Origin of the sequence: Cedecea davisae (assembly GCF_044095835.1) — a bacterium.
Taxonomy (GTDB): domain Bacteria; phylum Pseudomonadota; class Gammaproteobacteria; order Enterobacterales; family Enterobacteriaceae; genus Cedecea; species Cedecea davisae.
The window spans coordinates 2,708,928-2,727,179 of sequence record NZ_CP172054.1; the positions used below are offsets into that span (position 1 = coordinate 2,708,928).

18 protein-coding genes are annotated in these 18,252 nt (G+C 55.9%); 9 read left to right on the forward strand and 9 right to left on the reverse strand.

The features are described 5' to 3' along the window. Positions 1 to 714: 714 nt before the first annotated feature. Positions 715 to 1,254: a helix-turn-helix domain-containing protein gene (locus tag ACG1VR_RS12950; protein ID WP_395488995.1), complete on the reverse strand. Its 540-nt coding sequence runs from the start codon at positions 1,252 to 1,254 to the stop codon at positions 715 to 717. A 94-nt stretch (positions 1,255 to 1,348) separates the two neighbouring features. Between ACG1VR_RS12950 and ACG1VR_RS12955 the strand changes: the two genes are divergently transcribed. Beyond that, the gene (locus ACG1VR_RS12955) at positions 1,349 to 2,515 is read left to right on the forward strand and encodes a benzoate/H(+) symporter BenE family transporter (protein WP_395488996.1); all 1,167 of its coding nucleotides are present in this window, start codon (positions 1,349 to 1,351) and stop codon (positions 2,513 to 2,515) included. Here ACG1VR_RS12955 and ACG1VR_RS12960 read toward each other — a convergent pair. Next, positions 2,498 to 3,367, reverse strand: a complete 870-nt coding sequence (locus ACG1VR_RS12960; RefSeq protein ID WP_395488997.1) for a helix-turn-helix domain-containing protein — start codon at positions 3,365 to 3,367, stop codon at positions 2,498 to 2,500. The genes ACG1VR_RS12955 and ACG1VR_RS12960 overlap by 18 nt on opposite strands. Before the next feature lie 172 nt (positions 3,368 to 3,539). On the opposite strand from ACG1VR_RS12960, the gene ACG1VR_RS12965 reads away from it, so the two are divergent. After that, positions 3,540 to 4,439: a DMT family transporter gene (locus ACG1VR_RS12965; protein WP_395488998.1), complete on the forward strand. Its 900-nt coding sequence runs from the start codon at positions 3,540 to 3,542 to the stop codon at positions 4,437 to 4,439. A gap of 48 nt (positions 4,440 to 4,487) precedes the next feature. Here the strand turns inward: ACG1VR_RS12965 and ACG1VR_RS12970 are convergent, their stop codons facing one another. Further along, positions 4,488 to 5,156, reverse strand: coding sequence for a DUF3313 domain-containing protein (locus tag ACG1VR_RS12970; RefSeq protein WP_039898172.1), 669 nt, complete (start codon positions 5,154 to 5,156; stop codon positions 4,488 to 4,490). A gap of 82 nt (positions 5,157 to 5,238) precedes the next feature. After that, complete coding sequence (locus ACG1VR_RS12975; RefSeq protein ID WP_395488999.1) at positions 5,239 to 6,363, reverse strand: MurR/RpiR family transcriptional regulator; 1,125 nt, start codon at positions 6,361 to 6,363, stop codon at positions 5,239 to 5,241. A gap of 250 nt (positions 6,364 to 6,613) precedes the next feature. Here ACG1VR_RS12975 and ACG1VR_RS12980 point away from each other — a divergent pair, with 250 nt between their 5' ends. The 3 genes from ACG1VR_RS12980 to celB all read left to right on the forward strand — a co-directional run bounded on the left by ACG1VR_RS12980 (position 6,614) and on the right by celB (position 9,698). Continuing rightward, positions 6,614 to 6,919, forward strand: a complete 306-nt coding sequence (locus tag ACG1VR_RS12980; protein ID WP_395489000.1) for a PTS sugar transporter subunit IIB — start codon at positions 6,614 to 6,616, stop codon at positions 6,917 to 6,919. A gap of 18 nt (positions 6,920 to 6,937) precedes the next feature. Then, positions 6,938 to 8,239, forward strand: a complete 1,302-nt coding sequence (locus ACG1VR_RS12985; protein WP_395489001.1) for a 6-phospho-beta-glucosidase — start codon at positions 6,938 to 6,940, stop codon at positions 8,237 to 8,239. Between the two features lie 91 nt (positions 8,240 to 8,330). Beyond that, positions 8,331 to 9,698, forward strand: coding sequence for a PTS cellobiose transporter subunit IIC (gene celB, locus ACG1VR_RS12990; RefSeq protein WP_016536194.1), 1,368 nt, complete (start codon positions 8,331 to 8,333; stop codon positions 9,696 to 9,698). 83 nt (positions 9,699 to 9,781) lie between these two features. Here the strand turns inward: celB and ACG1VR_RS12995 are convergent, their stop codons facing one another. Continuing rightward, positions 9,782 to 11,377, reverse strand: a complete 1,596-nt coding sequence (locus tag ACG1VR_RS12995) for an ABC transporter substrate-binding protein (protein ID WP_016536193.1) — start codon at positions 11,375 to 11,377, stop codon at positions 9,782 to 9,784. Positions 11,378 to 11,496: 119 nt separating this feature from the next. Between ACG1VR_RS12995 and pepT the strand changes: the two genes are divergently transcribed. Then, on the forward strand, positions 11,497 to 12,726 hold the full coding sequence (pepT, locus tag ACG1VR_RS13000; protein WP_395489003.1) for a peptidase T: 1,230 nt from the start codon (positions 11,497 to 11,499) through the stop codon (positions 12,724 to 12,726). Positions 12,727 to 12,807: 81 nt separating this feature from the next. Here the strand turns inward: pepT and ACG1VR_RS13005 are convergent, their stop codons facing one another. From ACG1VR_RS13005 to tehA, 3 genes are all read right to left on the reverse strand, one after another. Further along, positions 12,808 to 13,950, reverse strand: coding sequence for an IS481 family transposase (locus ACG1VR_RS13005; RefSeq protein WP_395488908.1), 1,143 nt, complete (start codon positions 13,948 to 13,950; stop codon positions 12,808 to 12,810). 185 nt (positions 13,951 to 14,135) lie between these two features. Beyond that, positions 14,136 to 14,729, reverse strand: a complete 594-nt coding sequence (gene tehB, locus ACG1VR_RS13010; RefSeq protein ID WP_227317567.1) for a tellurite resistance methyltransferase TehB — start codon at positions 14,727 to 14,729, stop codon at positions 14,136 to 14,138. Continuing rightward, on the reverse strand, positions 14,726 to 15,718 hold the full coding sequence (tehA, locus tag ACG1VR_RS13015) for a dicarboxylate transporter/tellurite-resistance protein TehA (RefSeq protein WP_395489004.1): 993 nt from the start codon (positions 15,716 to 15,718) through the stop codon (positions 14,726 to 14,728). The genes tehB and tehA overlap by 4 nt, the downstream gene beginning before the upstream one ends. A gap of 150 nt (positions 15,719 to 15,868) precedes the next feature. Here tehA and ydcK point away from each other — a divergent pair, with 150 nt between their 5' ends. Then, a complete protein-coding gene (gene ydcK, locus ACG1VR_RS13020; RefSeq protein ID WP_395489005.1) occupies positions 15,869 to 16,759 on the forward strand; it encodes a YdcK family protein in 891 nt (296 codons plus the stop codon). Here the strand turns inward: ydcK and rimL are convergent, their stop codons facing one another. Beyond that, a complete protein-coding gene (gene rimL / locus ACG1VR_RS13025; protein WP_016536188.1) occupies positions 16,760 to 17,314 on the reverse strand; it encodes a 50S ribosomal protein L7/L12-serine acetyltransferase in 555 nt (184 codons plus the stop codon). A 270-nt stretch (positions 17,315 to 17,584) separates the two neighbouring features. Between rimL and ACG1VR_RS13030 the strand changes: the two genes are divergently transcribed. Together ACG1VR_RS13030 and ACG1VR_RS13035 are read left to right on the forward strand one after the other, a co-directional pair. After that, positions 17,585 to 17,860, forward strand: a complete 276-nt coding sequence (locus ACG1VR_RS13030; RefSeq protein ID WP_172570134.1) for a type II toxin-antitoxin system HicA family toxin — start codon at positions 17,585 to 17,587, stop codon at positions 17,858 to 17,860. Next, a complete protein-coding gene (locus tag ACG1VR_RS13035; protein ID WP_016536185.1) occupies positions 17,857 to 18,219 on the forward strand; it encodes a type II toxin-antitoxin system HicB family antitoxin in 363 nt (120 codons plus the stop codon). Before ACG1VR_RS13030 ends, ACG1VR_RS13035 begins: the two co-directional genes overlap by 4 nt. Positions 18,220 to 18,252 lie beyond the last annotated feature (33 nt).

Genomic DNA, 18,252 nt, shown 5'->3' on the forward strand with positions numbered 1-18,252 from the left:
CACTGTCTCCAGGCCATAAATATCATCTATGCGGGATCGGCGACGGTTCTGTTCACGCAATATCCCGCTGCTTATGTAGCTCCGGCACCCGTGAACGTCTCAGGGGAGTCACCGTCACTCCCCCGAGACCCCGGACTCCCGGCGAGATAAATCGCCGCAAGCGGTAAACCTCCGTTTTATCTCCCAGCCCTGGGTCGGCTGAGATGCGTTCCCGACGCTCACAGCCTCCGCCCGCTCCCGGCGTCCGGACCCTGGTCAGTCGGAGAGAAAACGGAGGCGATTTAAGCCGGAATAAGTGCCAAACTTTAATCCCACAGCCATTCTGAAAGTCAGTGTTGCTTTAAGTCTCGCAGCGATGCCCTTGTTCCCGGCTCTCATCGTCCCCGGCTTTGACCCAACTCAGTCGGGGTGGAGCTGCCGGGAGCAGCGAAAGAGAGCGATCGTCGGGAACGGATCGCGAACGACCCCGAATGTTTGGGTGATAGCCGGGGGTTTACCGCTTCAGCGGCGATGAGCTCGCCGGGCGCCGGGGGTTGTCAGGGGGAATGGCGGAATTTCCCCTGACACGTTCACCGTTCGCGGAACGTGCAGGGAAAACAGATTCCCGGTGAACGGAACATAACTGTGCTCACAGAGATTATCTCTTCTGCTTACAACCGTTTATGCCAATCCGGAGATGATTCCGCTCATGCAAAATAGTGCAAAAAAGAGACGTTACGCCGTCGTCGCCGGATAGTGAATCAGCGAATGGAAATGTGCCTCATCGGCAGCGGGATTGCGGTATGCATGAGGTCGGTCACCGTGAAATTTAACCCCTTCTCCCACGCGTAAAAGCCGCCATTCACCGTCGATTTTCATCTCCAGCTCGCCAGTAATTACCACCACATGCTCCACCACGCCGTGGTCGTGTGCGGAGGACTCGCTAAGCGCCCCCGGTGCAAGCCGGATAGAGAAATGATCGAAACGTAGCTGCGGGTCATAAGGGAAAATGGGCACCACCACCATATTCTGCTGCTGCGGATCAAATACCGGGCGAGCGGGCGCGGCTTCCGCCTCAAGAAATACCGAGAACGGCACGTTAAAGCCTGTGGCTATCTTCCAGAGCGTCGCCACCGTCGGGCTGGATTCATTGCGTTCGATCTGCCCGAGCATCGCTTTCGAAACGCCGGTTTTCCCGGCGGCAAGAGTCAGGCTCCAGCCCCGCGCCTGGCGCAGGCCTTTTAGGGTATTAGCCAGATGTAATGCTATATCCATATCGCTCTCCTTTGGCGACGTAGTATAGCGCCTTGTGCGCTATAGCGCACAATGTTATATTCGCCGGACGTTATAACGCACAAGCGAGAACATCATGCGTCTTTCCTTTCCTCCGCTACCCACCGTGCTGGCCGGGTTTGTTGCCGTGCTGGTCGGCTACGCCAGTTCGGCCGCTATTATCTGGCAGGCCGCCGACGCCGCAGGGGCTAATGCCCACCAGATAGCCGGCTGGCTGACGATGCTGGGGATTGCAATGGGCGTCAGTACCCTGGCGCTTACGCTCTGGTATCGCGTGCCGGTTCTAACAGCATGGTCAACGCCCGGCGCGGCGCTGCTGGCTACCAGCCTGCCCGGCACCAGCCTTAACGAAGCCGTTGGCGTATTTATTTTTGCGTCTTTGCTTATCCTGATTTGCGGCGCGACAGGGCTATTCGCACGGCTGATGCGCGTTATTCCTCCTACGCTTTCGGCGGCAATGCTGGCCGGGGTGCTGCTGCGCTTCGGGCTTGATGCCTTCACTTCGTTACAGGGTCACTTTTTGTTGAGCGGCAGTATGTTTCTGGCCTGGCTGCTGGCTAAGGTATTTGCACCGCGTTATGCCGTAGTGGCGGCAATGCTTGCCGGGCTGGCAATTTGCCTTGTCGGCGGCGAGATTAATGCCAACGCGGTTCCGGTTTCCGTGGTTATCCCCGAATTCACCGCGCCCGCGTTCAGCCTTACCAGCCTGCTGGGCATCGGCGTTCCTTTCTTCCTGGTGACGATGGCTTCGCAAAATGCACCCGGCGTGGCGACGCTAAAGGCGTCCGGCTACAATATCCCCGTTTCACCGTTGATGGTGGTTACCGCCGCAATCGCTCTGCTGCTTGCGCCGTTTGGCGTGTTTTCCGTGTGTATCGCGGCCATTACCGCAGCCATCTGCCAGAGCGGTGAAGCGCATCCTGATAAAGACAAACGCTGGATGGCCGCCGCGGCCGCCGGGGTGTTTTATCTGATTGCGGGGATCTTTGGCGGTTCGATTTCAGCGCTGCTCACCGCGCTGCCGCTGGCTTGGATCCATACTCTTGCCGGACTGGCGTTGTTGGGCACCATCGCCGGGAGTTTGCATCAGGCGCTAAGCCACGAGCGCGAAAGGGATGCGGCAATCGTGACGTTTCTGGTCACCGCATCCGGCGTGAACCTGCTGGGCGTGAGTTCGGCATTCTGGGGGCTGGTTGCCGGGGGAGTTTGTTATACGGCGTTTTCGCTATTTAAGCGCGCGTAGCTGTGAAGGCGTTGCGCCGAATACGCTCCTGAAGCGGTTGCTGAAATGGCTTGGCGAGCTGAACCCGCAGGCCATGGCGATATCCGTCAGCGGCAACTGTCCGTGGCGTACCAGCTGCTCCGCCCTCGCCATTCTGCGCTGCATCACGTACTGGTGCGGCGCAAGGCCGGTGGACTGCTTAAACATGCGGGCAAAGTGATATTCACTCAGGCCTGCGAGCTGAGCAAGTTCGCCCAGCGTCAGCGATTCACTAATATTCTGCTCGATATAGGCCTGAGCGTTGCGTAACGCCGCAGGTGCCAGCCCGCCGCGAACCGTCGGCAGCTTCCACTGTACGCTGCTGTAGTGCTGCACAAGATGCGTCAGCAAGAGCGTTGAAGCGGTGCTTAACGTCAGATGATTGGCTCGTTGCTGCCAGTCGCTGCTCAGCAGAAAATGGCGATACAGCTGGGTTATTCGCGGATCGTCGGCAAACGTTTTTTCATCGAGATTAATCCCCGCCGGACTGCGCTCCCAAATCTGTTCGGCAATATCCCGCAGGTGTGCGTCCGTACAGTAGAGATGGACAAACGAGAACTCATCCCTCACGTCCCAGGTTGACTCGCTGTCTTCCGGCATGATGCAGAAACGATCCGGTCCTCCGCCGTTGCGCCAGCCGGAGGCCGTTTTCTGATAGGTTTCATACCCCTCAGTCACGTACAGGCTGAGCGTGTGGTGATCGCTGCGCTGGGTAATACAGTCGTCGCCGTTCGACCAGGCCGCAAGCTGAATACCGGAGCCAAGCTGAACGCTACCGTTCAGGCGGGCTTTGTGCTTTTGCAGCGTTTCGAAGGCGTGATAAGGCACGGTCATAGGGGAATTTGGCTTCTGGAACATGCCTGTTAGTTTAGGGATTGTGCATCTTAGCCGCCAGCATCACGATGAAAAAAAACCGCAAGAATATGCAAGTCCCGCAGGTGGGTGAAAGCGCTTTTAAGAGCAGCGGTTGATACTCATCCCCTGCTCTGGACTAATGAGAAATTCAATGAACGCTTTGCTTTATATTCTGGTGGTGGTGATTTGGGGAACCACCTGGATTGCTATTTATATGCAACAGGGAGTGGTGTCCGTACCTGTTTCCATTTTCTGGCGCTTTGCCGTAGCGGCCGCGGTGATGCTGGTTACGTTGCTGGCGCTGGGCCGCCTGAAGCGTATAGCGCTTAAAGATCATCTGTTTTGCGTGTTGCAGGGCGCGTGCGTGTTTGGCTTTAACTTCTTCTGCTTTTATCACGCTGCGGCCTATATCAGTTCCGGCCTGGAGTCGGTCATCTTCTCGATGGCGGTGCTGTTTAACGCCTTCAACAATATGCTGTTCTTCCGCAAAAAGCCGTCACCACGCGTTCTGCCTGCGGCAGCTCTGGGGATAGCGGGGATTATTGCCCTGTTCTGGCATGATCTGGTCGCTACCCAGCTTGCGCCTTCGCTATTAATTGGCATTGGCCTTAGCGCGCTCGGCACCTTCGGGTTCTCGCTCGGCAATATGATTAGCGCCCGCCATCAGAGCCGTGGCCTGGAAACGCTCTCCACCAACACCTACGCAATGTTTTACGGCACCGCCATTATGGGGTTAGTAGCGCTGGCAAGCGGAGAGTCATTTATGCCCGACTTTAGCGTGCGCTATATCGGCTCGCTGCTCTACCTGGCGATTTTCGGCTCGGTTATCGCCTTTGGTGCCTATTTCACGCTGGTAGGCCGCATCGGCGCGAGCCAGGCGGCCTACAGCACGCTGCTGTTCCCGCTGGTGGCGCTTTCGCTATCGACGGTTTACGAAGGTTACGTCTGGCACGTTAACGCTGTGCTCGGCCTGGTGATGATTCTGGTGGGTAACCTGGTGATGTTTGCCAAACCCGAGCAGTGGCTGCCGTGGCGCAGAAAGCTGGCGTAATAAAAAAACCGCAGCCATGAGCTGCGGTTTTTGTCTGAATTAAAGCGATTATTTATTCGGAACGTCAAACATTGTGGCATCCGTTGCCAGGCCATCAACAACCTGTTTCAGCGTATCGACGGTCACTTTGGCATTCTCATTATTGAGCGTTTTGCCCTCGCCTTTACGCACCACTCTCAGCACCGGTTTATTGGTTGCGGCGTCAATCAGCTCGCCTTCAAAGTAAAGATTGGTGTCCATGGTACGGTGGCCGGTAGCCATCTGCGTGCCCGCTACGACCATGGCAACAGGGATAACCTCATAGAACTGTAGCCCTTCCTTGCTGCTATCCACGCCGGTAATGGCCCCGCGGAAAATCAGGCTATGCGGGCCAGGCGTGGTGACCAGCGGCTTACGTTGCTGCGCCGCGGCTTTTAGTTTGGTGTTGGTATAAGCCAGCAAACCGTCCAGCGTTTTTTGGCCTATTTGCGTCGTTGGTTTTGGAACCGGGTAATAAACTACCGGGTTATAAACCAGGCTGTCGTAATTCGCCGGTTTGAAATTCGGGTCAACCCAGCGCATAACCGTTTTCCCGGTCGCGGATTTGGTTTCCTGCAGGCCGGAATAATCTTTTAAAAACCCAGAGTATTTTTCCGGCGCGGTGGTTTTTGAAGCACACCCCGCCAACGCTAACAATCCTGCCAGACAAGCAACTTTAAAACACGTTGTGGTACGCATCGTTTGATCCCTGTTAGTTGGTATAAGCCTTTCAGGTATAGCAAAAAACGACATTCCTCGTGTGGGTAATGCTGCTTTGATTTTAAAACTCAGAGCCACCGCTCGCTTCCGGCCCGGCGGCTACGCCGTCGCACAGTAAATCAATAATCAGCAGCGAGCCGTAGCGACCGTCGCCGGGTGATAGCAGAATATCTTTGGCATGCGCGATCGCGTCCGGATCGCTGGTGACCATAATCACTTCCGCCCCCTGCTTTCTGGCCTGCTGTACCGCAGCCAGCAACGCCCCGTCCGGCACCGAACTGGCAAGGACGATCATCGCCTGGCCGCTATTTAACATTGAGGCGGTAAAGCTCATCAGCGCCGGGTCAGAGCAGACGCTCGCCGGCAATCCCTGGGTTAACAACCGGTATTGCAGCAGGCTGGCGAAAGGCGTGTCCGCCGCTCCGGCGCTAAAGATATGGATTGCGTTGGCGCGTTTAAGCAGCGCTATCGCCCGGGTAACCGCTGGCTCCTGGAGCGTTTCCAGCTGCTGGTTCAGCGTTTGTTGAATGCCGTTTAGCCGCTGCTGCCAGCGTGATGACAGCCCGCTACCCGGCAGTGCCGTACTGGCCTGAGCCAGCTTCATGCGCAGGTCGCGTATATCGTCGCAGCCCGACGCCCGCGCAAAACGGGTAATCGTTGCAGGGCTAACGCCTGCGGCCTGGGCCAGTTGATCGATGGTTGCCGATGCGGCGAAACCGGGATCGTCAAGTATCGCCTGGGCAACCCTGGACTCTTGCTGGCTGAACTCCGCAAGCCGCTGGCGGATGCGCATGATGATGTCACCATCGCTATCCCGCCCGATGGAATGAGAAAAACGTTCCAGCACGTCCTTTGCCACGCCGCCACGGTTGGCGAGATATTGCAGAGTTTCGTGATCCACCCAGGCCGCGTCGCCCAGAACCTGAGACGGTGCAGTCAGCGCCTGCTGCACGCGGCTGTCGTCACGCTGGTGGCGAACCTGGCCTAGGAAGTCATTCATGTCGCTACAGCCGATGGTGCGGGCAAACTGTTGTAGCGTCGCCTGGCTTACGCCTGCCCTGGCAGCCAGCTGTTCCATGCTGGCGTCCGGTAACTGGAAGAAGTTTTCCAGGAAAAAGCGGGCCAGGCGAGTTTCCTGGGGAGATGAGTCGGCTAACCCGTGGACCAGGTGATAAACAATATCCATCGCGGTATGGGTTCCTTGCGTCTGCGTCACGGGTTGATAAGTCATCATAGTGCTTTGAAATTATTTTTCAATTGCCGTGGCGCGGTTACCGCAAGGCTTTTCCCACTTATACAGCATTCTTCTTCAAAGTGCTTTGCTATTCAGGAAATCAATAATCCAACGCAGATCACGGTCATGAAAATAATTTTCATACATGCTGAATAAACGCGCTGTTGTTTGAAACAGGTTTTCATTTTTGAGAGGAAAGGTAATGAAAAAGATCATGTTGTGTTGCGCCGCGGGAATGTCCACCAGCATGCTGGTGCAAAAAATGCGCACAGAGGCGTCGAAGCGCGCCCTGGATGTGCAGATTGATGCCGTGTCGGTCGCCGAGATTGAAAGCCACCTCTCCAGCGCGGACGTGGTGCTGCTTGGCCCGCAGGTGCAGTTCGAACTGGCTCGCCTGACCGAGCTTTCTGCCCCCCTTGGTAAGCCAGTCGCGGTTATCGACATGATGGATTACGGCACCATGCGCGGCGACCGCGTGCTGGATAAAGCCATCACCTTAATGGCCTGACCGGCCCGGGAGAGAGAGATGAAAATTACCGTTGTGGGCGGGGGCAGCAGCTACACCCCGGAACTGATTGAAGGCCTGATCCTGCGCCACGCCGCCCTGCCGATGACGGAGCTGGCGCTGGTGGACGTGGAAGCCGGGCGCGAAAAAGTAGAGATTATCGCCGCCCTTGCCCGCCGCATGTTCGCTAATAAGGGGCTGGAGCAGGTAAAAGTTTCGGTTCACTTCGATCCGGATACCGCAATTTCCGGCTCCAGCTTTGTGCTGACCCAGCTGCGCGTTGGCCAGTTGCCCGCGCGCGCCGCAGACGAGCGCCTCGGATTAAGCCACGAGCTGCTGGGCCAGGAAACCACCGGCGTCGGCGGTTTTGCCAAAGCGCTGCGCACTATTCCGGTGATGCTGGATATCGCTAAACGCGTGGAGCGCCTTGCGCCTGATGCCTGGATAATCAATTTCACCAATCCGGCGGGTATCGTGACCGAGGCGGTGTCCCGCTATAGCAACGCGAAGATCGTTGGCCTGTGTAACGTGCCGGTGACCATGCACCACACCATCGCCGACATGCTGAAACTGCCTTATGACAAAGTGACGCTGCGCTTTGCCGGGCTCAATCACATGGTTTGGGTGCACGAAGTCATTGCCGATGGGCGGGACGCCACCGCCGAAGTCATCGAAATGCTGTGCGACGGCGAGCAGCTGTCGATGAACAACATCAAAGCCATTCCGTGGCCTCCGGCGCTGCTGCGCGCCCTGAAGGCTATTCCCTGCCCTTATCACCGCTATTTCTGGCAAACCCGCACCATGCTCAAAGACGAGTTGGCCGATGCTGCCAGCGGTAAAGGCACCCGTGCCGAGCAGGTAATGAAGGTTGAAGCCGAGCTGTTTGAACTTTACGCCAGCCCGCAGCTCGACAAAAAGCCGGAGCAACTTAGCCAGCGTGGCGGTTCATTTTATTCCGAGGTGGCGCTGGAGCTTATCGACGCTCTGTACAACAACCTCGGCAGGCAAATGGTGGTCAACACCGCCAATAACGGTGCGATTCAGGGCCTGCCGGACGATGCGGTTATCGAAACCAACTGCGTGATAGACGCTCTCGGCGCTCATCCGCTGGCGTTTGGCAAGCTGCCGCCGCTGATGAACGGCCTGACGCAGCAGGTAAAAGACTTTGAGCGGCTGACGATTGAAGCGGCCGTCCACGGCGATAAGCAACAGGCGCTGCTGGCGCTGATTGCCAACCCGCTGGTGGCGGACGTCAACATCGCACAGGCGCTGCTTGAAGAAGTGCTGGAAAGTAATAAGGCATGGCTGCCGCAGTTTAACTAGCGCCGCTGCCCGGCTGGCGCGCTATGCAGGCTCGCCGGGAAACCAGACCAATAACAATAATACCCGGCCCCGTGCCGGGACAGGGGTAACCGTGTCTACAAAAAAATCGTTCCTTGAAAAATATGTGCTGCCGGTGGCGCTGAAGATCGCCGGGCAAAAACATGTGCTCTCCGTCCGCGACGGGATAATCCTGAACATGCCGTTTATGCTTATCGGCTCGTTCTTCCTGATTTTTGCCTACCTGCCGGTGCCCGGTTACCCGCAGTTGATGAGCGACCTGTTCGGTGCCAGCTGGCAGAGCAAGCTGCTTTACCCGGTAAAAGCGACCTACGATATTATGGCGATAATCTCCAGCTTTGGCATCGCCTATCGCCTGGCCGAAAAATACCGCACCATCGATCCGCTGACTTCAGGCGCGGTGTCGCTGGTGGCCTTTATTATGACAATTCCGCAGAACATTATGTTTACGCCACCTTCCGGCGGGCCTGCTGAGTTCGTAAAAGGCGTGCTGCCGATGGGGCAAATTGGTAGTCAGGGGCTGTTCGTGGCGATTCTGGTTGCCCTGCTTTCCACCGAAATCTACCGCTTTATCAGCAACCGCAATCTGGTTATCCGCATGCCGGAAGGCGTGCCGCCTGCGGTGGCAAAATCGTTCCTCGCGCTGGTGCCGGGCTTCTGCGTGCTGGCGGTCGTGCTGGCGCTGCGTCTGCTGGTTGAAGCCACACCGTTCGGCGATATTAACACCATGATTACCGACCTGGTTGGCATCCCGATGAGCCACATCGGCGGCTCTCTGCCGGGCATGATCGTTTCGGTTATTCTGATTGGTATTCTGTGGACCCTGGGCCTGCACGGAGACACCATCGTACTGGTGTTTATCCGCCCGGTGTGGCTGACCAACATGTCAGAAAACCTGGCAGCCTTCCAGAACGGCCTGCCGATCCCGCACATCATTACCCAGCAGTTCTATGACCTGTGGATTGCCCCGGGCGGCACGGGCGCGCTGTTAGGCCTGGTTATCTTTATGCTTATCCGCAGCCGCAGCGTGCAAATGAAGCAACTTGGGAAAATCGCCGCACCCGGCAGCCTGTTTAACATCAGCGAGCCGATGGTATTTGGTATTCCGCTGGTGATGAACCCGTACCTGGTGGTGCCGTTTATCCTGACGCCGGTAGTGCTGGTCATCGTTTCTTACACCGCGATGGCAACCGGCCTGGTCGCGCCGCCAGCCGGTATCGCCCTGCCGTTTACCACGCCGATTATCGTCAGCGGCTATCTTGCAACAGGCGGCCACATTTCCGGCTCGATTCTGCAAATTGTGAATCTGGCGATTTCGCTGGTGATGTATTACCCGTTCTTCCGGGTATGGGATAACCTGAAATTCCGCGAAGAACAGCAGGCTAATCAGACGGCGGCGGCTACGCCGGTAGAGGCGGTTAGCGAGCGTAGTCCAGGCTAACCGGAATCAGGGGGAATGGCATAATTCCCCCTGACACGTTTACCGTTCTCTGAACGTGCAGGGGAAAAAGCAGCCTGCCTGAGTTACTTCTTCACATCCACCTGATAAAAAATATGCTTCCCGAAAGGATCAACCTCATACCCGGTTACTTCTTTGCGTACCGGCTCAAAGATGGTTGAGTGGGCAATCATCACCGCCGGCATTTGGTCGTGCATCATCTGCTGCGCTTCTTTGTAAAGTTCCACGCGCTTGTCATGATTACCTTCGGCGCGGGCTTCAATAATCAGCTTATCAAACGGCTGGTAGCACCACTTCGATGAGTTGGAGCCGCCGTTGGCCGCGGTACAGGTAAACAGCGGGCCGAAGAAGTTATCCGGATCGCCGGTTGCCGTGGTCCAGCCCATCAGCGCGGCCTGATGTTCACCGCTTTTCACACGCTTGAGGTATTCGCCCCATTCGTAGGTGACAATTTTCGCCGTAACGCCAATTTTCGCCCAGTCGGCCTGAATCATCTCCGCCATGCGTTTAGCGTTCGGGTTATACGGGCGCTGAACCGGCATCGCCCACAGATCGATGCTCATGCCGTTGGCAAAGCCAGCCTCTTTCAGCAACGCTTTAGCTTTCTCCGGATCGTAATCGTAGTCTTTCAGCTTATCGTCCGCGCTCCACACGCCCGGCGGCAGCAGATTTTTTGCTTCAATGCCGGTTCCGTGAAAGACAGCTTCGATGATCGCCGGTTTGTTGATGGCCAGCGCCAGCGCCTGGCGAACCTTCACGTTATCCAGCGGCGGCTTTTGCGTATTGAAGGCGAGAAAACCGGTGTTCAGCCCCGCTTTCTGCATCAGGTTAATGTCTTTATTTTCCTTCATACGCGGCAAGTCAGCCGGGTTCGGGAACGGCATCACCTGGCACTCGTTTTTCTCCAGCTTGGCATAGCGCACCGAGGCGTCCGGCGTGATGGAAAATACCAGTCGATCCAGCTTCGACTTGCCCTGCCAGTAGTCCGGGAAAGCGGTAAACAGAATGCGGGAATCTTTTTGGTACTGCTTCAGCTCAAATGGCCCAGTGCCGATAGGATCGGAGTCCACGCGCTCGGGCGTGCCCGCTTTCAGCATAGAGTCTGCATATTCGGCGGAAAGTATCGACGCGAAATACCAGCCCAGATCGGCAACAAACGGCGCTTCCGGGTGAGCGAGCGTGAAGCGAACCGTATTGTCATCCACTTTATCGATGGCGGTAATTAACTTGCCGAACTCCAGGCTTTCAAAGTTGGAGTAGTTGCCGTTGGAAACGTTGTGGTACGGGTGTTTTGGGTCCATCTGGCGCATAAACGAGAAAATGACGTCATCGGCGGTAAAGTCGCGCGTGGGCTTGAAGTATTTGTTGCTCTGGAACTTTACCCCTTTGCGCAGGTGGAAGGTGTAAACCTTGCCGTCTTCACTCACGTCCCAGCTTTCCGCCAGGCTTGGCTGTAACTCGGTGGTGCCGACTTTGAAGTCCACCAGGCGGTTATAAACCGGCACCGCGCTGGCATCCACGCTGGTGCCGGAAGTATAAAGCTGCGGGTTAAAGTTTTCCGGCGAGCCTTCCGAGCAGTAAACCAGCGTGCTGGCGGCAACGCCGGTGCTTAAAGAGAGCGCCGCCACGGCGAGCGCAAGCGTTGTAATCTTTGTTCTCATCGCTATCTTCCTGTGGTGTTTGTCCTGACCCTGAATGAATAAAGCTTGTGCAAATCGCCTTAATAAATAACATTAAATTTACATTGCCAACAAACAACATCGAACAATAAGGAAACACTATGCCTTCGCCGCTCAGCGCCCAGCTTACCCAACGTTTCTTCCGTTACCTGGCGGTCACCAGCCAGAGCGACCCGCGCACCGGCACGCTGCCCAGCACGCAGGGGCAGCATGAGATGGCTCAGTTGCTGGCAGAAGAGCTGAGTCAGCTCGGCCTGGACGATATTGTTATTGACCAGCACGCCACGGTAACCGCCGTGAAAAAAGGCAACGTGAAGGGCGCACCTCGCATCGGATTTATCACCCATATCGACACCGTTGACGTTGGCCTCTCCCCGGATATCCATCCACAAATCCTGCGTTTCAGCGGCGAAGACCTGTGCCTTAATGCCGAAGAAAACATCTGGCTGCGCACCGCCGAACACCCGGAAATCAACGCTTATCCAGGGGAAGACATTATCTTTAGCGACGGCACCAGCGTGCTGGGCGCGGACAATAAAGCGGCGGTAACGGTGGTGATGACCCTGCTGGAAAACCTGACGGCGGAGCATAAGCACGGCGATATCGTGGTAGCTTTTGTGCCGGATGAAGAGATTGGCCTGTGCGGCGCGAAGGCGCTGGACCTGGCGCGTTTTGACGTGGATTTCGCCTGGACTATTGACTGCTGTGAGCTGGGTGAAGTGGTTTATGAGAACTTCAACGCCGCGCACGCCGAGCTAAAATTTACCGGCGTGACCAGCCACCCGATGTCTTCCAAAGGCGTGCTGGTAAACCCTCTGCTAATGGCGACGGATTACATCAGCCACTTTGACCGCCAGCAGACGCCGGAGCATACCGAAGGCCGCGAGGGTTATATCTGGTTTAACGGAATTCAGGCTTCACAGAGCGAAGCGGTGCTGAAGGCCAATATTCGGGACTTCGACCAGGCAAACTTTGAGCGCCGCAAACAGCAGATTGGCGAAGTGGCACAGAAAATTGCTGCTCAATACCCAACCGCGCGAGTGGAATACAGCATCAGCGATACCTACAGCAACATCAGCAATGCTATTACCGAAGATCGCCGGGCGATTGATTTGATCTTTGCCGCCCTCGAAGAGCTGGATATTGAGCCGAAAGTTATCCCTATGCGCGGCGGCACGGACGGCGCGGCGCTGTCGGCCAAAGGGCTGTTAACCCCGAACTTCTTTACCGGGGCGCATAACTTCCATTCCCGGTTTGAATTTTTGCCGCTGAGGGCTTTTGAGGCTTCTTACAATGTGGCGCTGAAACTGTGCCTGCTGGCGGCGAAGTAGTTTTCCCCTCACCCTAACCCTCTCCCCATGTACGTTCCGGGGACATAGTAGACAGATGTTCGGGGACATAGTGAACACCTTTTAACATCTTTTACCCATGATGATCGACCGGTTCTTCAGGTCGATCATTCCCACTTTCGTGCTGTACCACCACACCTCATAACAACCGTCCTCACCGCTTTCCTTCAGCCCCACTCGCTCTCCCCTGAACGCTTTGCCCGCTTTCAGGCTGATACCTCTGATGCTCAGGCTTCCACTGATATCCACTTTTCTTACCGCCACGCCGTCATCGTACTCCGGCCCGGGAGCATCGCTTCTGTACTGTCTGGCCGAAGGCTGATAGCGCGAACCCGGGACCGCCATATTCAGTCCCTCATGCGGGCGTTCAAAGTTATAGACCTCCCGCCAGTGGTCAAATACCCGCTGGAGCTGGTCGCTGTCCGTGAACCATTTCCCCTGCAGAACCTCCGCCTTCAGACTGCGGTGAAAACGCTCGAGCTTGCCCTGCGTCTGGGGATGATAAGGCCGCGAGTGCCCCACCCGGATACCCTGACGCATCAGCCACAGCTCCAGCGCGGTCCAGGTCCCGGTGGTGTCTCCCCAGGGCGCCCCGTTATCCATGGTCATCCTCTCCGGCAGGCCATAGCGCTCAAACACCTTTGTCAGATGTGACTGCACGGTCTCACGCCGCTCGTTGTCGCAGTGCGTCAGGCAGAGTGAAAACCGGGAGTGGTCGTCCAGCAGCGTGAGGGGATGGCTGCGCCCACCGGCGAAGGGAAAGTGTCCCTTAAAATCCATCTGCCAGAGGGCGTTCGGCCTGCCGTGTTCGAAGCGACCGGCAGAGGGGATACCCGGCGGTACACCGGGTAGCAGGCCGTGACGGTGCATCAGGTTGTGCACGGTACTGACGGCAGGAAGGTGGTGCCCCTGCGCTTCCAGCCAGGCCTTAATCTTGCGGGCTCCCCAGCGGGGATGGGCCAGGTGTGCCTGCTGTAACAGGTCAGCCACCTGAGCGGCGGTGGCGTTGGGAGAATGATGGGGAGCCCGTGAGCGGTCAGCGAGGCCGGGAAGTCCGGCCTCGAGAAAGCGGCAAAGCCACTTATATCCGGTGGCGGGCGCGATGCCGAAGTGGCGACAGAGCGCCCGGATGTTAGCCCCGTCCTGCGAGGCAAAGTGAACAAACTCGTGACGTAATGACATGGTATCTCTCGCATCCCAGGGCATAAGCGACTCCGGAAGAGGGTTCTTATGCCGTAGTTGTAAGTGTCTACCATGTCCCCGAACAAGTGTTCACCATGTCTCCGGTATGTACACCCCAAAGGGGCGAGGGGATCAGAACAAGAGCGAGGGAACTCAATCCCTCTCCCGGAGGCGCGGAGATCGGAGCAAGAGGGATTGAGGATTAACCTTTATCCCTTCCGCGCCAGCATAGTGGCAAAACGCAGCTTAATACGGTTACCGTTCTCATCGGTCTTATGTAACTGACCCACGTCCTCGTTGTACTTAACCAGCTCCCAGCCTTCGTAGTAATTACGCAGCTCGCCCTCTTTAAATGCAAACGGGAAGCCGACGGTACAAGGGAAGTCTTCGGTATCCATTGCCGCCACAATCAGGTTGTATCCGCCCGGCTTCGTGCAGCGCTGCATATTGGCGATCAGCCCCGGAATAGTAGAGCGCTCAAGGAACATCATCACCACGGTGGAGAGAATAAAGTCGTACTCGCCGTCAAAGGTCAGCTCATTGAGATTCACTTCCGCGGTAACAATGTTGCTCAGCCCTTCCGTCTCGATAATCCGGTTCAGGTTGGCGATACTCATCGGGTTTTTATCCCACGCGGTGACGTCGAACCCCTTCTGGTTCAGATACAGGCTGTTGCGCCCGCCGCCGCAGCCAAGATCCAGCGCTTTACCGGGCGGTACGATAGTCGCGGCATTAACAACATCGGAGTGTGTTGCGGTTAAACCATATTTTTCGCTGTAGTAGCTTTCAGACTTCACGGTCATAACAGATCCTTTTTCTCAGGCAGTGCGGAGCGCAAAATCAGCTTTCCCTGCATCAGCAGGATAAAGGTGCGCGCCAGCAGCAGGCCGATAATCACATTGGTAAAAATAAAAAGCGGAATAGCGATGATGCGGAACAGGCCGTCGGTGCTGCCGTGGCTCAGGTGCAGCGCGGTCGTTGCCAGCGCCGAGATGCCGAACGAGAAGCTCCAGAAGGACGCATTGAACGGCTGAGCCATATACCAGGGCATTAACCGCAGCATAAAGAGCAGTTGCAGCAAGCCGTAGCCGAAAAGCATTTTGGCGAAGAAGTCGGTGACGCCGCCGTTAACCGCAAGATAAGCGCTACAGGCCACCAGGGCCGGAGCCAGCTGAATACCGAGAGAAGTCCGAACCGGCGCAGGTAGCTCACCCGCGCTGCGCATGCGGTGCAAAATTGCTGGCTCCAGGCTAAGCCAGGAAAAGACGCCCGCGCCAAGAAACATAATGCCGAGGTCGTGGTAACCCAGCGCCCCGCTTGCCATCGCGCTGATAAAGTTATTGGCAACCGTGGGTAAATAAAGCCCCGGCGTGGTGGCGTCCTGGGGGTGAGAGCCACGCCATAACCCGGCGGACTGCCAGGCCGCATAACAAAGCTGCACCGCGGCACCGAAGCCAAACAGCGCCACGGCAAGTGGGCGAAAATACGGCGTAATGCCGATCGCCACCAGCATAGTGGTAGCAGGAAACAGGCTGACAAAACTGCTCATCAACGGGTGATAGATTTCTGCCTTTATGCTCTGAGGATGACGCACCAGGCGGGTGATAAATGCGGCAGCAAGAAGCAGCCAGATAACGCTGGCGAGAGCTACCAGCGCTTCGCCGATGGCCGATGGCACCGGCAAGATGGTGGCGGCATAACGCCAGGCAAAGCCCATCCCGATAATACCCAGCACCATGCCGAAGTAACCTGCGGGCAGATTGATAAAGCTGGCGGAAGAAGATTTATTCATTCTGTTTATTTTTTAAAATGTATTTTAAATGCATTTTATTCGATCCCCCGGCAGAACGCTACGCCGGTGATTTTCCTGCTACGTTTATCATCAGGCAACGGCGAGAAACTGCGATGAAAAAATACCGTCTTACCGAGGACTCACGGCTTCATGATTATCAGCCTGGGGGGGGAAAACCAGCAAGTCCGGCTCTGGCAAATCGAGGCGCTTCGCGACTTTGCCGATGTGCGTGCCGGGCAAAGCGGCGGCTGGGTGGAAAGTGAGGGAAATCTCAGCCAGGCGGGCGACTGCTGGCTGGAAGAGGATGTCAAAATCTGGGGCGGCGCAAGCGTTGAGGATAATGCCTTTGTTACGGGCGAGTCAGAGATTTGCCAGGGAGCGAGAATTAGCGGCAACGCGCGGATTGAGCACTCGCAAATCAGCGGCGAGTGCCACATTTTCGACCACGCCCGCGTGCAAAACCGCTGCCAGATTATTGCCGTGCTCGGGCTAACGCAAGACCCTGAGCTACGGCTACAGATCTACGGCCATGCCACGCTCAGCGCCTCTCGCGTGGTGCATCAGGCACAAATTTATGGCCATGCACGGGTCAATAACGCGTTTATTGAGCACCGGGCAGAGGTTTATGACCGCGCCATAATTGAAGGCAACGAGGAAAATAACGTCTGGATCTGCGACTGCGCCAAAGTGTTCGGCAGCGCCAAAATAGTTGCCGGTTTCGGCGACAGCCAAATTCCCACCGTGCGCTACTCCTCGCAGGTTTATGATAATGCGGTTATCGAAGGTGACTGCGTGCTGAAGCATCGTGTGCGCGTTTTTGGCGATGCGACACTGACTGGCGGCCCTATCCAACTGGATGACAATGTGCGCATTTATGGTGAGGCCCGATTAACGGGCAATGTGCTGATTGAGAACAACGTGCAGATTTATGACCGCGCCGCCGTGGAAGGCTGCGGCGACGAGCTTATCCATATCCGCGGCATTAAGGATATCAACGGCGAGCAGCTTATTACCCGCTCGCCTTTTTACGGCGTGTTCTGATTAGTCGACGATGCGTCCGTAAATATTCTGGTCGTGGAACTCGCCGTTCAGATATTCGGCCTGCCTCAGGCAGCCTTCAAGGGTGAATCCATTGCGCGTGGCGACGCTATTGCTGGCAATATTCGTGACGATGCATTTAATCACAAAGCGCCGCACCGTTCCCTCTGCGGAATATTTACCGATAACCGCTTCCAGCGCCGCAGAAACAATACCTTTCCCCTGCATATCTTCACTTAACCAATAACCGATGTAGGCCGTTTTGTCGGTCGGCACTATCTGGTTAAACGAAAATACGCCTACCAGCTCATCGCGATAGAGGATCATAAACATCTTCGCGTAACCGCGATGATGCAGCATAAGGTTGCTCTGAACGGTTTTGCGCGTATCTTCAGTGGTTGTGACAAACTGCGGCCAGTTCATCGCCTTTTGCAGCCAGTTTTTGTTACGTTGGATCAGTGAAAATAGCGGCTCAACGTACTTATCGCTAACCGAATGCAGCGCTATTTGACCGTCTACCTCGATGATTTCATCCCGCCATTCTTCATTATTTTCCACACTCAGGCTCCGGCGTTATTAAACAGGTGACGCTTATCTTATGTCACTTTTCCCGGAAATTGCATCCGCTGCGACAGCCTCACCAAACGATGATGCATAAAAATTCACTATGGATAATTCATCAATCAATAAGTGTCTTGAATAACCGCCCTCCTGCCCGGCCTGACTTTTATCAAAATCTGGAAAACATCGCGCAAAGTGACTTCAGAAATTGACGTCAAAACCCTGTATGATATGATGACATCATAATTTGAAGTCACGGAAGGATTCATGGGATATGGCAAGGACTACCTCAGAAAAAAACATCATCAGACGCTGATTCAAATTTTTGCCCGCCCGGTACCTTCAGGCATTAAATGGCAGGATATTGAAATGCTGGTTCTGGCATCAGGCGGTGAAGTAAGCCAGGGCAGCGGCTCCCGGGTGCGCTTTCTGCTCAACGGCAGCATCGCGCATTTTCACCGACCCCATCCCTCACCTGATACCGACAAGGGTGCGATTAATAACATAAAAGAATGGTTTGAGAGCATTGGAGTAACGCCATGACCACAGCACAAGCACTGCCTAACATTATGATTATCAACGGCCAGCCAGCGCTAATCGCCTGGATACCCGAAATCAATCTGTTCCGTGGCAAATTTCTCGGGCTGACGGGCTATTGCGACTTTGTGGCTGACAGCGCGCCGGGGCTACAGCGGGAAGGCGAAAAGTCGCTGCAGCTGTATATCGAGGACTGCCGGGAAAGCGGCATTGAACCTTTTGAGAAAGAGGAAAAAGTGAAAACCTTTACGCTTCGCTACCCTGAATCATTAGGCGAGCGCCTCGCGCTGGCTGCGGCAGAACAGCGTATGTCTCTTAACAGCTACATTATTGACGCCCTGGCAAAACAGCTAAAAGCTCGTTAAAAAAAGCCCCGCTGCTTTTACACGGCGGGGCTG

Bases quoted from the DNA above. Each gene is read 5' to 3' on its own strand.
- ACG1VR_RS12950 (WP_395488995.1), bottom strand. From the start codon at position 1,254: ATGGATATAGCATTACATCTGGCTAATACCCTAAAAGGCCTGCGCCAG.
- ACG1VR_RS12955 (WP_395488996.1), top strand. From the start codon at position 1,349: ATGCGTCTTTCCTTTCCTCCGCTACCCACCGTGCTGGCCGGGTTTGTT.
- ACG1VR_RS12960 (WP_395488997.1), bottom strand. From the start codon at position 3,367: ATGACCGTGCCTTATCACGCCTTCGAAACGCTGCAAAAGCACAAAGCC.
- ACG1VR_RS12965 (WP_395488998.1), top strand. From the start codon at position 3,540: ATGAACGCTTTGCTTTATATTCTGGTGGTGGTGATTTGGGGAACCACC.
- ACG1VR_RS12970 (WP_039898172.1), bottom strand. From the start codon at position 5,156: ATGCGTACCACAACGTGTTTTAAAGTTGCTTGTCTGGCAGGATTGTTA.
- ACG1VR_RS12975 (WP_395488999.1), bottom strand. From the start codon at position 6,363: ATGGATATTGTTTATCACCTGGTCCACGGGTTAGCCGACTCATCTCCC.
- ACG1VR_RS12980 (WP_395489000.1), top strand. From the start codon at position 6,614: ATGAAAAAGATCATGTTGTGTTGCGCCGCGGGAATGTCCACCAGCATG.
- ACG1VR_RS12985 (WP_395489001.1), top strand. From the start codon at position 6,938: ATGAAAATTACCGTTGTGGGCGGGGGCAGCAGCTACACCCCGGAACTG.
- ACG1VR_RS12995 (WP_016536193.1), bottom strand. From the start codon at position 11,377: ATGAGAACAAAGATTACAACGCTTGCGCTCGCCGTGGCGGCGCTCTCT.
- pepT (WP_395489003.1), top strand. From the start codon at position 11,497: ATGCCTTCGCCGCTCAGCGCCCAGCTTACCCAACGTTTCTTCCGTTAC.
- ACG1VR_RS13005 (WP_395488908.1), bottom strand. From the start codon at position 13,950: ATGCCCTGGGATGCGAGAGATACCATGTCATTACGTCACGAGTTTGTT.
- tehB (WP_227317567.1), bottom strand. From the start codon at position 14,729: ATGACCGTGAAGTCTGAAAGCTACTACAGCGAAAAATATGGTTTAACC.
- tehA (WP_395489004.1), bottom strand. From the start codon at position 15,718: ATGAATAAATCTTCTTCCGCCAGCTTTATCAATCTGCCCGCAGGTTAC.
- ydcK (WP_395489005.1), top strand. From the start codon at position 15,869: ATGATTATCAGCCTGGGGGGGGAAAACCAGCAAGTCCGGCTCTGGCAA.
- ACG1VR_RS13030 (WP_172570134.1), top strand. From the start codon at position 17,585: ATGGGATATGGCAAGGACTACCTCAGAAAAAAACATCATCAGACGCTG.
- ACG1VR_RS13035 (WP_016536185.1), top strand. From the start codon at position 17,857: ATGACCACAGCACAAGCACTGCCTAACATTATGATTATCAACGGCCAG.